The sequence below is a fragment of the Streptomyces sp. NPDC001828 genome, from assembly GCF_042892175.1.
In the GTDB taxonomy this organism is placed as follows: domain Bacteria; phylum Actinomycetota; class Actinomycetes; order Streptomycetales; family Streptomycetaceae; genus Streptomyces.
Genome location: NZ_JBIATV010000011.1, coordinates 17,550 through 31,543 on the forward strand (window position 1 = coordinate 17,550; position 13,994 = coordinate 31,543).

General features: G+C 72.6%; 18 protein-coding genes. 11 read left to right on the top strand and 7 right to left on the bottom strand.

The genetic code is table 11. The annotated features are described in order from the left end of the window. The first annotated feature begins 10 nt into the window (after positions 1-10). On the top strand, positions 11-358 hold the full coding sequence (locus tag ACFYZA_RS27385) for a sodium:proton antiporter (RefSeq protein ID WP_382591106.1): 348 nt from the start codon (positions 11-13) through the stop codon (positions 356-358). Further along, positions 355-2,103 (top strand): complex I subunit 5 family protein, encoded by a 1,749-nt coding sequence (locus ACFYZA_RS27390; protein WP_388493232.1) that lies wholly within the window; start codon positions 355-357, stop codon positions 2,101-2,103. The genes ACFYZA_RS27385 and ACFYZA_RS27390 overlap by 4 nt, the downstream gene beginning before the upstream one ends. A gap of 69 nt (positions 2,104-2,172) precedes the next feature. Here ACFYZA_RS27390 and ACFYZA_RS27395 read toward each other — a convergent pair whose 3' ends face one another. After that, a complete protein-coding gene (locus tag ACFYZA_RS27395; protein ID WP_382591111.1) occupies positions 2,173-2,355 on the bottom strand; it encodes a DUF6381 family protein in 183 nt (60 codons plus the stop codon). A 171-nt stretch (positions 2,356-2,526) separates the two neighbouring features. Between ACFYZA_RS27395 and ACFYZA_RS27400 the strand changes: the two genes are divergently transcribed. Together ACFYZA_RS27400 and ACFYZA_RS27405 are read left to right on the top strand one after the other, a co-directional pair. After that, on the top strand, positions 2,527-2,757 hold the full coding sequence (locus ACFYZA_RS27400) for a DUF6479 family protein (protein ID WP_382591114.1): 231 nt from the start codon (positions 2,527-2,529) through the stop codon (positions 2,755-2,757). A 164-nt stretch (positions 2,758-2,921) separates the two neighbouring features. Next, positions 2,922-3,248: a plasmid stabilization protein gene (locus tag ACFYZA_RS27405; protein ID WP_382591117.1), complete on the top strand. Its 327-nt coding sequence runs from the start codon at positions 2,922-2,924 to the stop codon at positions 3,246-3,248. A gap of 7 nt (positions 3,249-3,255) precedes the next feature. Here the strand turns inward: ACFYZA_RS27405 and ACFYZA_RS27410 are convergent, their stop codons facing one another. Next, positions 3,256-4,128: a class II glutamine amidotransferase gene (locus tag ACFYZA_RS27410; RefSeq protein WP_382591120.1), complete on the bottom strand. Its 873-nt coding sequence runs from the start codon at positions 4,126-4,128 to the stop codon at positions 3,256-3,258. 90 nt (positions 4,129-4,218) lie between these two features. Continuing rightward, positions 4,219-4,941, bottom strand: coding sequence for a VOC family protein (locus ACFYZA_RS27415; RefSeq protein WP_382591123.1), 723 nt, complete (start codon positions 4,939-4,941; stop codon positions 4,219-4,221). Positions 4,942-5,309: 368 nt separating this feature from the next. On the opposite strand from ACFYZA_RS27415, the gene ACFYZA_RS27420 reads away from it, so the two are divergent. Together ACFYZA_RS27420 and ACFYZA_RS27425 are read left to right on the top strand one after the other, a co-directional pair. Continuing rightward, positions 5,310-5,855, top strand: a complete 546-nt coding sequence (locus ACFYZA_RS27420) for an ATP-binding protein (protein WP_382591126.1) — start codon at positions 5,310-5,312, stop codon at positions 5,853-5,855. Between the two features lie 103 nt (positions 5,856-5,958). After that, positions 5,959-7,053 carry a glutamate--cysteine ligase gene (locus tag ACFYZA_RS27425; RefSeq protein WP_382591129.1) on the top strand — a complete coding sequence of 365 codons (1,095 nt, stop codon included), beginning with the start codon at positions 5,959-5,961 and terminating at the stop codon, positions 7,051-7,053. Positions 7,054-7,237: 184 nt separating this feature from the next. Here ACFYZA_RS27425 and ACFYZA_RS27430 read toward each other — a convergent pair whose 3' ends face one another. Further along, positions 7,238-7,771, bottom strand: coding sequence for a type 1 glutamine amidotransferase domain-containing protein (locus ACFYZA_RS27430; protein ID WP_388493235.1), 534 nt, complete (start codon positions 7,769-7,771; stop codon positions 7,238-7,240). Positions 7,772-8,094: 323 nt separating this feature from the next. On the opposite strand from ACFYZA_RS27430, the gene ACFYZA_RS27435 reads away from it, so the two are divergent. Continuing rightward, positions 8,095-9,048: an LLM class F420-dependent oxidoreductase gene (locus tag ACFYZA_RS27435; protein WP_382591135.1), complete on the top strand. Its 954-nt coding sequence runs from the start codon at positions 8,095-8,097 to the stop codon at positions 9,046-9,048. Between the two features lie 121 nt (positions 9,049-9,169). Here ACFYZA_RS27435 and ACFYZA_RS27440 read toward each other — a convergent pair whose 3' ends face one another. Then, complete coding sequence (locus ACFYZA_RS27440) at positions 9,170-9,850, bottom strand: HAD family hydrolase (RefSeq protein WP_388493237.1); 681 nt, start codon at positions 9,848-9,850, stop codon at positions 9,170-9,172. A gap of 158 nt (positions 9,851-10,008) precedes the next feature. Continuing rightward, positions 10,009-10,230 carry a hypothetical protein gene (locus tag ACFYZA_RS27445; RefSeq protein ID WP_382591141.1) on the bottom strand — a complete coding sequence of 74 codons (222 nt, stop codon included), beginning with the start codon at positions 10,228-10,230 and terminating at the stop codon, positions 10,009-10,011. A gap of 192 nt (positions 10,231-10,422) precedes the next feature. Here ACFYZA_RS27445 and ACFYZA_RS27450 point away from each other — a divergent pair, with 192 nt between their 5' ends. The 4 genes from ACFYZA_RS27450 to ACFYZA_RS27465 all read left to right on the top strand — a co-directional run bounded on the left by ACFYZA_RS27450 (position 10,423) and on the right by ACFYZA_RS27465 (position 12,567). Further along, positions 10,423-11,388 carry an LLM class F420-dependent oxidoreductase gene (locus tag ACFYZA_RS27450; RefSeq protein ID WP_388493238.1) on the top strand — a complete coding sequence of 322 codons (966 nt, stop codon included), beginning with the start codon at positions 10,423-10,425 and terminating at the stop codon, positions 11,386-11,388. Between the two features lie 47 nt (positions 11,389-11,435). Next, positions 11,436-11,807, top strand: a complete 372-nt coding sequence (locus ACFYZA_RS27455) for a VOC family protein (protein WP_388493240.1) — start codon at positions 11,436-11,438, stop codon at positions 11,805-11,807. A 92-nt stretch (positions 11,808-11,899) separates the two neighbouring features. Then, complete coding sequence (locus ACFYZA_RS27460; RefSeq protein WP_388493242.1) at positions 11,900-12,292, top strand: hypothetical protein; 393 nt, start codon at positions 11,900-11,902, stop codon at positions 12,290-12,292. 119 nt (positions 12,293-12,411) lie between these two features. Beyond that, positions 12,412-12,567, top strand: a complete 156-nt coding sequence (locus ACFYZA_RS27465) for a DUF6131 family protein (RefSeq protein ID WP_388493243.1) — start codon at positions 12,412-12,414, stop codon at positions 12,565-12,567. A gap of 123 nt (positions 12,568-12,690) precedes the next feature. Here ACFYZA_RS27465 and ACFYZA_RS27470 read toward each other — a convergent pair whose 3' ends face one another. After that, positions 12,691-13,926: a PP2C family protein-serine/threonine phosphatase gene (locus tag ACFYZA_RS27470; RefSeq protein ID WP_388493245.1), complete on the bottom strand. Its 1,236-nt coding sequence runs from the start codon at positions 13,924-13,926 to the stop codon at positions 12,691-12,693. Positions 13,927-13,994: the final 68 nt, after the last annotated feature.

The following is a 13,994-nucleotide window of genomic DNA, read 5'->3' on the forward strand; positions in this document are numbered from 1 at the left end:
ACCGACCGTGATGAACGCGGTTCCGTATCTGGTGGCCGGCTGGATCTTCCTGGTCGGCTGCTACGGCCTGGCCACGAGCCGTCATCTGGTCCACGCCGTGGGCTGCCTGACGGTCTGTCAGTCCTCCACCTATGTCCTGCTGCTCGCGGTCGGGTACCGCGACGGCGGCACGGCGCCGGTCTTCTCCGATGTGAAGCCGGGCGCGCGGCCGTTGGTGGACCCGGTCGTCCAGGCCCTGGCGCTCACCGACGTCGTGGTCGGCGCCACGGTCACCGCCCTGCTGCTCGCCCTGGTGATACAGGTCGCCAAGCGGCACGGCACGGTCAACCCGGACGAACTCTCCGAGCTGCGCGGATGAACCAACTGCTTCCCCTGGTCGTGGCCCTGCCCCTGCTGGGCGCCGCCGTCCTGGTGGCGGCGGGGCGGCGGCTCCCGCGCATCGCGGCCGAGTCGGTGGGCTGCGCCGTCGCGGCGGCCACCGCCGGGCTCACGATCGCGCTGCTGCTCAACTCCTCGCCCGACGCCGTCGAATGGGTCGGCGGCTGGCGCCCCGAGGGCGGCGAGGGCGTGGGCATCGCCCTGGTCGGCGACGGACCCGGGACGGGTCTCGCGGCGCTGGTCTCCGTCCTGGTCGTCGCCGTCCTCGCCTACGCCTGGCACTACTTCGACGAGCCGCCGCGCCGGCACGCGGGGTCCTTCCCCGCGCTCGTACTGCTCTTCCAGGCCGGCATGTGCGGATTCGCGCTCACCGGGGACCTCTTCAACGCGTTCGTCTTCTTCGAGCTGATGAGCGTGGTCGCGTACGCCCTGACCGGCTACCGCGTGGAGGAGAAGAAGGCGGTCCAGGGCGCGCTCACCTTCGGAGTGCTCAACTCCCTTGGCGCGTACGCCACTTTGACCGGAATCGTGCTGCTGTACGCGCGCACCGGCGAGCTCAACATGCGCCGGATCGGGCAGCAGCTCGACGCGCACGGCGGGCCCGACGCGCTGGTGCTCGCCGCCTTCGCCCTCGTCCTGACCGGCCTCCTGGTCAAGGCCGCCGCCCTGCCGTTCCACTTCTGGCTGCCGGACGCCCACGCGGTGGCCCCGACGCCGGTGTGCATGCTGCTCTCCGGGGTCATGGTCGAGCTCGGCCTGTACGGGGTATGGCGGGTCTGCACGACGGTGTTCGCCGGGCCCGGCGGGGTGCCCGCACCCGACGCCGGACGCGCCTTCCTGGTGCTCGGCACCCTGGGCGCACTCGTGGGCGCGCTGATGTGCTGGCAGCAGCGCCACATCAAACGCCTCCTGGCGTACTCGACGGTCGCGCACACCGGTCTCTTCCTGGTCGGCATCGGCCTGATGAAGCCCCAGGCGACCGACGGTGTGGCGCTCTACGTCCTCGGCCACGCGGGCGCGAAGGCCGCCCTGTTCGCCTGCACGGGGATCCTGCTCGACCGGTACGGCAGCGTGGACGAGCACGAACTGCACGGCAGGGCAAGGGAGTTGCCCGTCGTGGCCGCTCTGTTCCTGGCGGGCGCGCTGGCCCTGGCCGGGCTTCCGCCCTTCGGTACGGGGCTGGGCAAGTCGGTCGTCGAGGAGGCGGGCGGCATCGGCTTCACCGTCCTGTTCGTGGCCGTCTCCGCCGTCACGGCGGGCGCGGTGCTGCGGGTCGCGGCGCGGGTGTTCTTCGGGCTCGGACCCATGCCGCCGAGCGACCCGGGGCACGAGACGGGCGGCGGGGGCGAGGAGCCCGAGACCGAGGGCCGGATCGGCCGGGTGCCGGTCACGATGACCGCGGTCCCGGCCGTGCTGCTCGCCGGATCGCTCGCCGTGGGCCTGGTGCCGGGGCTCGCGAGGGCGGTGGGCCGGGGCTTCGGCGCCGCGTCGACGTACTCACCGCACTGGACGCTCACCGGCCTGCTCCTGGGCGCCGCTTCGGCCGCGCTGGGCGCGGCGCTCGCCGGAGCGGCGGTCCAGGGCCCGCCGGGCCGGGAGCCGCACGCCTGGATGTGGCCGCTGCGCCGACTGCACTCCGGCCACATCGGCGACTACATCGCCTGGCTCCTGGTGGGCACGGCCCTGCTCGGCGCTCTCGCCCTGCCGGGCGTCCTGACCGGCTGACCCGGCGAACGCGTCGCGGCGGCTCCCGCTGGTGCGCGAGGAGCCGCCGCGGCCGTGGCGAGCCGGAGCTCACATGGGGTCGATGCCGGTGCTGTCGCCCTGCATCCTGCTCTGCTCCTTGAGCCGGTGGGCCTTGTCCTTCAGACGCTGGCGCTCCGCCGGGTCCGAGGCACGCTCGGCGGCCTGCTCCAGCTGCTCCGCCTTCTCACGCATCTGCTGCGCACGGGCACCGAACTCGTCTGCGACGCTCATGATCACTCCTGCACATGGGGGGTTACGGATACCCCCAGGGAAACAGCGCCCCGAGACCCTCGCATCCCGAGCCGTCACCCACAGTCAGCGCACGTCGGACGTAGGGGCCGGATGCCGGAAGTCGTCGGCAACTCGGTGTCAGGCGGGTCACTGAGGGGGTAGGCGCTTTTCATGACCAGTTTCGCTGCTTCACAGACACTTGCCTCGTCCTCGACGACGTGGCTGTTCACCGGCGTGGGCGTCATCATCGTCGCCGTCCTGATCGCGGCTTTCTGGTTCGGGAGCCGCCGCACGGCCCGCAAGCCGATGCCGCCCCAGGAACCGCAGCCGGGCTCGGACTCCTGGCAGCCGCCCGAGGCCTCGCAGGGCCGGGAGCCCACGGATCCGGAGCACCGCGCCTAGGGGATCCGGCTCACCCGCCCAGACGCACTGATGTCGCGTTCCGTGACACGTCGCAGTGAACTGACACACGGGCCGCGGCCCGCTCCCGAGCGGCGCCGGGCCGTACCCGGACAGTCCGCGCGGACCCCAGGCAGGCCGGGGTCGCGGAAGTGAGGAGAGACGTCATGCCGGCAGGTTCGAGCCCCAAGCGGGAGCGCCAGTACGAGCACATCAAGGAGAGCGCCGAGGACCGCGGGGCCTCCGCCAAGCGCGCGAAGGAGATCGCCGCACGGACCGTGAACAAGGAGCGCGCGCGCTCGGGCGAGTCCAGAACGGCGAGCAGGACGTCGACGCAGGACAAGAAGTCGGCCTACCAGCGCGGCGGCGAGCGCTCGCACAGCGGCGCCCAGGGGCCGACGAAGGACCAGCTCTACGAAGAGGCCAGGAAGCGCGGCATCGAGGGCCGCTCGTCGATGAACAAGCAGCAGCTGCGCAAGGCACTCGGCCGCTGACCGCGGCTCACCCGCCCGCCTTCTGCGAGTGGGCGGCCCGGTCGGTCAGGTCGGCCAGCCGGAGCGGACGGGCCGGCGGGCCGGGCAGCACGAGGCGCCGGTCGGCGCGGCCGGTGGGGGTGACGTGGAGCAGCTCGCCGGGCTCCATCAGCCGCCAGTCGGGATGCTCGTCCATGCGCTCGCTGGCGACGACGGTCGCCCGGACGTCGGCGAGGTCCTCGGAGTGGACGCGCATCCGGCCGGCCGTTCCGCTGTGGTCCAGGTGCCGGGTCCCGTGCGGGCCGCCCGCCTCGCGCTCCAGCACGTACAGCTCATGCGTGTCGGGGTAGCGCAGGGCCCACAGCTCGCCCGGGGTGGTCAGGACGAAGTTGAGTGCGTACAGGGGGAGTTGGGCGGCGATCCAGCGAATGGCGCGCTCGATGCCGGCGCCGATGTCCCCGCCGCCGTCCCGGATCTCCCGGGTGATCAGCGCGAACACCCGCTCGGAGTCCGTATCGCCCCGCACCAGTGACATGTCGGGCCCCAAGTGGGCTTCCAGCGTTGCCAGTTCCTCGACGACGCCGTTGTGCGCGAACAGCCGCCCCTCCTGCTCGAAGGGGTGGGTGTTGGGGGCGGTCAGGCCACCGGTGGAGGCGAGACGGATGTGCGCGAGGAAGGTGGTCGAGCTGATCCGGCGGGCCTCGCGGGCGAAGTCCCGGTCCTGGTACGCCGCGTCCGGCGCCTTGCGCACCTCGGGCGTACCGTCGGGGTCGAAGTAGCCGAGGCCCGTACCGTCCGGATCGCGGTGGCTCTGTACCGCGAGGCTGTCGGGGGCGTCGAGCAGCCAGAACGTGGCGTGACTGCGGCGCGGAGCGCTGCTCAGTCCGAACAGTCGGCACATCGAAGGCCACCTCCACGATCGGTACCGGACCCGGGCCCCCGCCCGGGCATCGTGCCGCGCCGGCCGGGACGGCGCAACGCGCGGGCTCGGCTATCCCTTGCCGTTGAGGGTGAAGGTGGCGCCGTCGGGGTCGCTGATGCGCGCCCAGGGGCCGGTGGGCGAGGTGCCTTCGGCGAGGACGGTGCCGCCCTGCGCGCGGGCCCGTTCGGCGTGTGCGTGCGGGTCGTCGACGGCGAAGTGCGTGTGCCAGTGCGGCCGCAGGTTCGGGTCGGGGGCCGCCCCGACGGCACCGGAGGTCAGCCGGGCGACGACCCGGCCGCCGTGCCACAGGACGACCTCGTCGCGCTCGTAGCGGACATCGCAGCAGCCAGGACGGCCGCAGGCCCAGTCCAGGACCTCGCCGTAGAAGATCGCCGCGTCGAACGCGTCCCGGGTGTGCAGCCGGGTCCAGGCCGGAGCGCTGTCGCGCCAGCTCTCCCAGTTCGAGACGAGCGGGCCCTGCCAGATCCCGAAGACCGCCCCGTCGCGGTCGGCGGCCAGCGCTCCCCGGCCCGTATACACCGCGACCGGGCCGACCGCGACCGTGGCACCCCGCTCGCGGATGCGGGACACGGTGACATCGGCGTCCTCGACCGCGAAATACGGGGTCCAGGCGACGGCGACCTGGAACGCCGAGGCCAGCGCGGAGATGCCGGCGACCGGCGCCCCGCCGGCCAGCGCGACCCGGAATTCGTCGCCGAGCTTGACGGGGCCGAAGGTCCAGCCCATCACCTCGCCGTAGAAATCGAGCGCGGCGTCCAGGTCGCGGGCCATCAGGCTCACCCAGCACGGGGCGCCGAACACCGGTGCCCCGGAGCCGAGTCGGGCGGTGGAGTCAGTTGATGGGGGCGTCACGAAAGCCCTCGCTTCCAGAAGTTCCGGCGGGCCGATCACAGGGCCGACGCACCGGCCACAGCCCCCTCCACTATCGCGCCGCCGAGCCGTCGGTGCCCGCCGGCCCCGCCGTGACGGGCGCTCGGGGCCGCTCCTTCGGGGTCTCGCCGCCCCGTGTTGCGAATGCGGCCGTACGGGTCATGCTGGAGGAATCCGCGCTGTGCCCAACCGGCTACTTCTGGTAGTCCTCGCGTGGCTGCGGACGTGGGAGTGGCCGGCGAGCCGCTCCCGCCGACAAGGGAGTCGCAGTGTTCACCATCGACAGTCCCCGCCAGTACACGCTCGGCCTCGACGCGACGCCGGCCCGCATACCCCAGGTCCGCCGCATCGTCGCCGCGCATCTTCGTCACTGGCGGTTGGAGAGCATCATCCAGCCCGTCAGCCTCGGCGTGACCGAGCTCCTCACCAATGTCCACCGCCACACCCAGGGCGACCACGAGTGCGTCCTGGAACTGCGCTGGGCCCGGGGACAGCTCACCGCGTCCGTCGCCGACGGCGACCCCCGGCTGCCCCGGCTGCACGGCCCGCAGCCGTTCGCCGAGCGAGGCCGCGGCCTCGCCCTGGTCGCCCACCTCAGCGACAGCTGGGGCACCCAGAACACGCCGGGCGGCAAGGTCGTGTGGTTCACGCTGACCGCTCAGCCCCAGGAGCTGCGTCCCCTGCGCCCGCTGCCGCCGAGCCCCGCCCTCGCCGCGGCGGCGAGCGTTCCGGCCCTGCCCCGGTTCGACACCCGGCCCCAGTCCCGGGCGGAGCGGGCCGAGCCGGCCGACGCGCGGTGCCTCAGCGACGCCTGAGGCGCGGGGCCCCCGGCGGGCGGTGCCGGGCAGCGCCGTCACGACGGCCCGACCGTGCGTCGGGCATCGCGTACGGTCAGCCCGGAGCGGGTACTCACATCTCGTGATCACCATTGGGGTCGAAGAAGAGTATCTGCTCGTGGACCCGGACTCGGGTCTGCCCGCACCGCTGTCCGACGAGGTGCGTGCGGCCGCCGGTCTCGAACCCATGGTGCAGGAGCGCGAGGTACAGCCCGAGCTGCTCCTGGCCCAGGTCGAGGTCGCCACGCCGGTCTGCGAGTCCCTCGACGAGGTGGGCGGCCACCTCCTGCGCCTGCGGCACGCCATCGGCGCCGCGGCGGAGCGGTACGGCTGCCGGCTCGCGGCGACCGCGGCGGCCCCGCTGACCGGCTCCGCCCCCACCGAGGTGACGCACGAGCCGCGCTACCAGGATCTGCGGGCCCGCGCCGCGCAGTTGGTGGAGGAGCAGTTCATCAACGGCATGCACGTACACGTCGGGATGCCGGACCGGGAGGTCGCCGTGTCCGTCCTGAACCGGATCCGGGTGTGGCTGCCGACGCTGCTCGCCATGTCGGCCAACTCCCCTTTCTGGCAAGGACGGGACACCGGTTTCGCGAGTTGGCGCACCCCGGTCTTCAGCCGCTGGCCGGTCTGCGGTCCGCCGCCCCGGTTCGACGACCTCGAGGACTACGAGCGGCGCACCCGGGCCCTGGTCGAGTCCAAGGTCATCCTGGACACCGGCCAGCTGTACTGGCAGGCACGGCTCTCGGAGCGCTATCCCACCCTCGAACTGCGGTGTCTGGACGTGCAGTTGAGGGCGGACGACGCCGTGATGTTCGCGGGCATCGTCCGGGCGCTCGCGGCCACCGCGCTGCGCGAGCACAAGGCGGGCGAGCCCGAGCCGCAGTGCGCGCCGGAGCTCTTGCAGGCCGCGATCTGGCACGCCGCCCGGCACGGCCTGGGCGGCACCCTGATCGACTCGGCGGGCCGTCCGCGCCCTGCCGGCGACACCCTGTGCCAGCTCACCCAGCACATCGCGCGGGAACTGGAGGAGTCCGGCGACGAGCGCGAGGTCGGCTCGCTCATCCACCGGCTGCTGCGCCAGGGCAACGGCGCCGACCGCCAGCGCGAGGCCCTGGCCGAGGGCGGCTTCCCCTCCGTGATCGACCTCATCACCGCCGAAGCCACCGCCCCGTGACCGAAGGGTCCGGACAAGGGCGGCGCCGGCGGCTGATGGTCCCAACCCGTCCGGCGCCTTCGTCCCTTCGTACGTAAGGAACGCACTTCCGACTACCACGGGTGGGGGCGGGGAAACCTCGCGGCACACATGCGGCACACATGCGTAGGGCACCCCGGCCGTGCGGGGTGCCTTCCGTGGTGGGTCAGTTCCCGAACGCGTCGAGGAAGGCCGCGCAGAAGGCCTTCAGGTCGTCGGGCTTGCGGCTGGTGATCAGGGTGTTGGGGCCGCCGGTGCACACCTTGACCTGCTCGTCGACCCAGGTGCCGCCCGCGTTGGTGATGTCGGTGCGCAGGCTCGGCCACGAGGTGAGGGTGCGGCCGCGCAGGACGTCGGCCTCCACGAGCGTCCAGGGTGCGTGACAGATGGCCGCCACGGGCTTGCCCTGATCGAAGAAGCCCTTGGTGAAGGCGACCGCGTCCTTGTCCAGGCGCAGCGCGTCCGGGTTCGCGACGCCGCCGGGCAGGACCAGCGCGTCGTAGTCGTCCGGGCCGGTGTCGCCGACCGTCCGGTCCACCGGGAAGGTGTCGCCCTTGTCCAGGTGGTTGTACGCCTGGACGCGCCCGGATTCGGTGGAGACCAGTTCGGGGGTGTGGCCGGCGTCGGCCACGGCCTTCCAGGGTTCGGTCAGCTCGATCTGCTCGATGCCTTCCGTCGCCACGAGGAATGCCACCTTCATGATGTCGCTCCTTGTCTCAGTGCACCGCGCGGACAGCGGTGCGGGGTCATGCCTTTCCGGCTGCCCTCGGTCCGCGCCCCCGCCCGTACCCCTGACCTGGGTGTCCACACCTCTACGGCTACCCGAGCCGGGGCGTCCCCGCCAGCCGGGCCGCCGGGTCCCGGTGCCCCTCGGCCCGGGCATGCGCGGGGTCACGGCCGCGCTTAGGGTGACTGGTGTGAGCGCCGGTGTCCGCCGCCGAAATCATGGACCCGGGCCGTTTCCCGGCCCGTTCCGCGGCCACCCGGACAGGGATTCCGCTCACCACCCCCGAGGAGTCTCCGATGACGGAATACGGCTACTTCCTGTCCACCGAGGAGCACACCCCCGCCGAGCTGGTGGAGCAGGCGAGGATGGCGGAACAGGCCGGATTCTCGGCGCTGTGGATCTCCGACCACTACCACCCGTGGAACGACGAACAGGGGCAGGCCCCGTTCGTCTGGTCCGTGATCGGCGCACTGTCCCAGGCCGTCTCGCTCCCGGTGGAGACCGCGGTGACCTGCCCCATCATCCGGACGCACCCCGCCGTGATCGCCCAGGCCGCGGCCACCAGCGCCGTGCAGCTCGGCGGGCGCTTCCGACTGGGCATCGGCAGCGGCGAGGCCCTCAACGAGCACATCCTGGGCGACTCGTGGCCGGAGGCCCCGGTCCGCCTGGAGATGCTGGAGGAGGCCGTCCGGGTGATGCGCCAGCTCTTCACCGGCGAGCAGGTCAGCCACCACGGCAAGCACTACACGGTGGAGAACGCGCGTCTCTACACCGTCCCGGACGAGCCCGTGCCCATCGACGTCTCCGCCTTCGGGCCGCTGGCCGCGGAGGTGGCGGGGCGGATCGGGGACGGCTTCATCACGATGTCGCCCGACACCGCGTCCATCGAGCGCTTCCGGCGCAGCGGCGGGGGCACCAAGCCGGTGTACGCCGGGCTCAAGGTCTGCTGGGGCGCCGACGAGGAAGAGGCGGTCCGCACCGCGCACCGGCTGTGGGCCAACGAGCAGCTGCCCGGGGAACTGCCTCAAATCCTGCCCACCCCGCGCCACTTCGAGCAGGCGTCGGAGCTCGTCACGCCCGACCGGGTACGCGAGAACGTCACGTGCGGGCCGGATCCGGACGCCCATGTGGCGGCGGTCAAGGAGTACGTGGACGCGGGCTTCGACACCGTCTACATCAACCAGATCGGCAAGGACCAGCAGGGCTTCTTCGACTTCTACCGCACCAAGGTGCTGCCGCAGCTCGCCTGACGGGCCGGACGACGGCCAGCGGCACGGCACACCTTCGCCCGCGCCGCCCACCACCCGATCGCACTGCCGGCATCGCGGTGCCGAGGGGAGCCGGGCGGCGCGGCCGTGCCGGCAGGCCGGGTCAGTCCGTGCTCTCCAGTTGGGCGAAGAGGCTGGTGTCGAGGTGCGAGAGCAGTTCGGCGGGGTCGCCGTACACGGCCTGCGCTCCGGCCGCTTCGAGGTCCGCCCGGGCGATTCCGCCCGCGAGCAGGGCGATGGCGCGTACGTCCGCCGATCGGGCCGCCTCCATGTCCCACACGGTGTCCCCCACGAACACCGCCTCCGAGGGCTCGGCCCCGGCCAGTTCGAGCGCCCGGTGCACCGGGTCCGGGGCGGGCTTGCCCTCGCTGACGTCGTCGGCACTGGCCACGCCCGCGATGACGTCGTCGGCGTCGATGGCCCGGCGCAGCGCCTTCAGTTCCGGTCCGCCCGCCGATGTGGCGAGCACGATGCGCCAGCCTCGCGACGCCAGCTGGCGCAGCAGGTCACGGGCGCCCTCCAGCGGGGGCAGGCGCTCGAAGTAGGTGCCGTACAGGGCGGTGTGCGCGGCGGTGAGCTTCTCGTCCTCGTCCTCGTCCCGGTCGCGGTCCTCGCCGAGCAGGCGCTCGATGAGGTCGTTCGAGCCGAGTCCGATGGCGCGGTGGATGTCGTGCGTCGGCACGTCGTGCCCGGACTGGCGGAACGCCTCCCACCAGGTGACGACGTGCAGGTGGTTGGTGTCGACGAGGGTGCCGTCGACGTCGAACAGAGCCGCGCGTGCCATGCGCTCATGCCTTTCGTTCCGCCTTTGCCGGGGTGCTGCCTCGTTCACTGCCAGGGTGCCGCCGGTTCACGCACCGCCGGGCCGGTGCCGGGGTGCCGTCCCTCGTCGATCATGCCGCCGTTCGCGGCCCGCGACATCTCGTGGCCGCGGCCCGGGGGTCATGCCGCGTGTCGGCCGCGGGCGGTCCGCCGGCCGTACCCGGTCGCTTCCTCCCGCTCCGGCGTGGGCTCGGCGGCCGGCAGGTCCGGCACGGCGACCAGGTGCCGCTTCGGTGGCTCCGACGCGGCTTCACCCCCGCCGAGCATGAGCTCTTCGTACCGGCCCAGGGCGAGTACGGCGACCAGCAGCAGGTTGGGCAGCAGAACGGCTACGAGGACCACGACGACTCCTTGCGGGGATGACCGTGCCTGCTGGGCGGGTTGCCCGGCCCGCGCGACCGAAACCTGCCGCCCGCGCCGGGACCCGTCGAACGGCTCCCGACCGCGTGGCCGCCGCCGTATCGGGTACCCGGGGTGCCGACGGCCGGGTGAAGGCGGAGGTTTCGGTTGGAGCGGTTCGGCAAAGGGTGAAATATGGTGCAAATCGGCTACACGATGATGACCGAGCAGGCGAGCCCCCGCGCCCTCGTCGAAGGGGTGGTCGCGGCCGAGCGGGCGGGCTTCGACTTCTCCGTCACGTCCGATCACTACTTCCCTTGGCTGGAGTCCCAGGGCCACGCCCCGTACGCGTGGAGCGTCCTCGGCGCGGCGGCGCAGGCGACCAGCCGGATTCCGCTGATGACGTACGTGACCTGTCCGACGGTCCGCTACCACCCGGCCGTCGTCGCGCAGAAGGCGGCGACGATGCAGTCGCTGTCCCAGGGGCGCTTCCGGCTCGGCCTCGGCTCCGGCGAGAACCTCAACGAGCATGTGACGGGCGGCGGTTGGCCCACCACGCAGGTGCGCCTCGACATGCTCGAAGAGGCCGTCGAGATCATCCGCGCGCTGTTCGCGGGCGAGACGGTCAACCACCAGGGCGCCTACTTCGACGTCGCCGACGCCCGCCTGTGGGACCTGCCGGACGAGCTGCCGCCGATCGGTGTCGCCGTCTCGGGCGAGCGGTCCTGCTCGCTCGCGGGCCGGCTCGCGGACCTCGTCATCGCCACCGAGCCCAAGAGGGAACTGATCGACTCCTTCGACCGCCACGGCGGCCAGGGCAAGCCCCGCGTAGGGCAGTTGCCCATCTGCTACGACCCCGACCGGGACGCGGCGATCGCCCGGGCCCACGACCAGTTCCGCTGGGCGTTCGCGGGCTGGCCGGTGAACTCGGAACTGCCCGGCCCCTCCGCCTTCGAGGGAGCCACCAGCTTCGTCACCCCGCGGGACGTGGCGGAGGCCATCCCCTGCGGCGACGACGTCGACCACTTCGTCGAAGCCGTACGCCCCTTCGCCGAGGCCGGCTTCACGGAGATCGCCCTCATCCAGGTCGGCGGCGAGCATCAACTCCCCTTCATCGACTGGGCGGAGAAGAAGCTGCTCCCCGCCCTGCGCGAACTCTGAATCGACATCGGCGCATCGACATCGACGACACATCCGAGGAGACCGGCATGCCCATCGCGACCTACTGCCTCGTGGCCCTGGACTGCCCCGACCCCGAGGCGCTCGCCGCGTTCTACGCGGCGGTCCTGGGCGGCGAGGTGAAGAACGACCACGAGGACTGGTACGAACTGAACGCCACGGGCGGGCACCGCATCGCCTTCCAGCGGGCGCCCGGCCACACCCCGCCGGAGTGGCCGCGCGGGGACCGCAACTCCCAGCAGGCGCACCTGGATTTCGACGTCCAGGACATCGACGCGGCCGAGCAGCAGGTCCTCTCGCTCGGCGCCACCCCGCTCGACCTCGACGACCGGGGCGGCGAACGGGGCTTCCGGGTCTACGCGGACCCGGCAGGCCACCCCTTCTGCCTCTGCCGCGTCTGACCCCGCGCCTCGGCACAGCCCGCGGGCACCCGCCGGGGACCGGGCCCCTCACCCCGACATCCACCCACCCAGCAACAACCACGGAGAACAGCGTGAACGACTCAGCTTCCCCGGCCTCCCCCGCCGCCGGGGCCGACTCCCCCGACCTGGTGCACGTCATGCTCGGCGAGTGCTCCGCGGCCGACGCGGACGCGGTCTTCGACGTCCTCGCCGCCCACTTCGACTCCGACCGCGACAACGACGTGCCGGGCCGCCGCGAGGGCCCGCGGCCCGCCACCTGGACCGGCAGCTTCCGCGCCGATCACGCTCCGGCCGACGTCGCCGGAGTGGTGCTCGCGGGGCCCGTCACCGCCGACCTCCAGGGCGGCCCGGTGGCCGTGGAACGGCTGCGCCACACCCTCGCCGCGGCCTTCTCCGTGGAGACGGCGGGCAGCGCGGCGGGCGACCAGGAGGTCGACCTCCAGCTCCGCCTGTCGAACGGCTAGCGGGCGGACCCCCGGACGGCCGGGACAGATTTGGCCGTGCGCGACCGGTCCCTTGTGCCGGGCTCGGATCTACTCTGGTGAGTAGGAGCTGGAACCCTTCTGCCAGATCGGAGGACATCATGATCGTCCTCGGAAGCATCCTGCTCGTCGTCGGCTTCGTGGCCGGCATCTCCATCCTGTGGACCATCGGCATCATTCTGCTGGTCATAGGCGCCATCCTGTGGCTCCTCGGATCCGTCGGCCACGCGGTCGGCGGGCGGCGACACTACTGGTAGACGGCGACCGGAGCGGGCGCACTCCATGGAGTGCCGCCCGCCCGGCGCGTCGTACGAGAGCTTCCCGTGCCGTACCCGTGAGGGGTGCGGTCCGGGAAGTACGCCCTTGACGTCAAGGGCGGCCTAGAGACCGATGACGATCAAGGCCGTGTCATCGGTGGCTCCCCCGGCCGGGATCAGGTCCGCGAGGACCGCGTCCGCCAGGGCTTCTGGAGCCGCTCCGTGGTGGTGTGCGAGAGACCCCGCGAGTCGGCGGAGACCGGTGTCGATGTCCTCGTGCCTGCGCTCGACGAGGCCGTCCGTGTAGAGGACGAGCGACGCGCCCTCGATGAAAGCCGCCGTGGCCTGCGGGCGGGCGACGTGTTCGGGGCGGGCGCCCAGCGGCGGGTCGGTCGCGCCGTCGAGGAACTCCACGCCGCCGTCCTCATGCAGGAGCGCCGCGGGAAGATGCCCGGCGCTGCTGTAGGTGAGCGTGTGACCGTCCCAGTCGATCACGGCGAGGAACGCGGTCGCCGACTCGGCCCCCGCCACGGAACGGGCGTACAGGCCGAGCACTTCCAGGGCCTGGGCGGGGCCTTCGGCCACTCGTGACGCGGCGCTCAGCGCGCTGCGCAGCTGACCCATGACCCCGGCCGCGGCAAGCCCGTGCCCGACCACGTCACCGACGGCGACCGCGAGCCGGCCCCCGGCCAGCTCGGCCAGGTCGTACCAGTCGCCGCACACGTTCAGGGCCCCGACGGCGGGCAGGTAGCGCACGGCGGCACGGCGCTCTCCGAGCGGCCCGGGCGCGGGCAGCATCGCGGCCTGCAGGGAGAGGGCCACTTCGTGTTCACGGGCGTGCGCCTGGCGCAGCTGCTCGTTGACCTCCTGGAGTTCGGCGGCCCGGCTGTACAGCTCGGCCTCCAGGACTCTGGTCCGTTCGCCGTCCGTGGGGCCGGTACGGGCGCGGGCGCGGATGAGTTCGGTGACCTCCTCGACACGGTGCAGAAGCAGGACCACCTTGCCCTCCGCGTCGAACACGGGGGTGTTCACCGGGCTCCAGTACCGCTCCACCCAGACCCCGGGGCGTGTCGGGTCCTCCACGTCGTAGCGCTGAAGGGCCATGGCGTCGCGTTCGCCGGTGGCGGCCACCCGGCGCAGCGACGCCTCCAGATTGCGCATCCCGCTGGCGCCCGGGTCGCCGGGGTTGTCGGGGAAGACGTCGAACAGATAGCGGCCGACCAGTTCCGCACGGCGGCGGCCCGTCGTGCTCAGGAACACGTCGTTGACGTCGGCGTACACGAGGTCGGTCGTGAGCAGCGCCACCGGGGCCGGCAGCGCCCGGAAGACCGCCTCGAAGTCGATGCCGGACCCGTTCACAGATGCACCTGCCCGCGTGATGCCTCTTCGATCTTGTGCTCTTCACGATAGGCGGCATCGGCGGAACG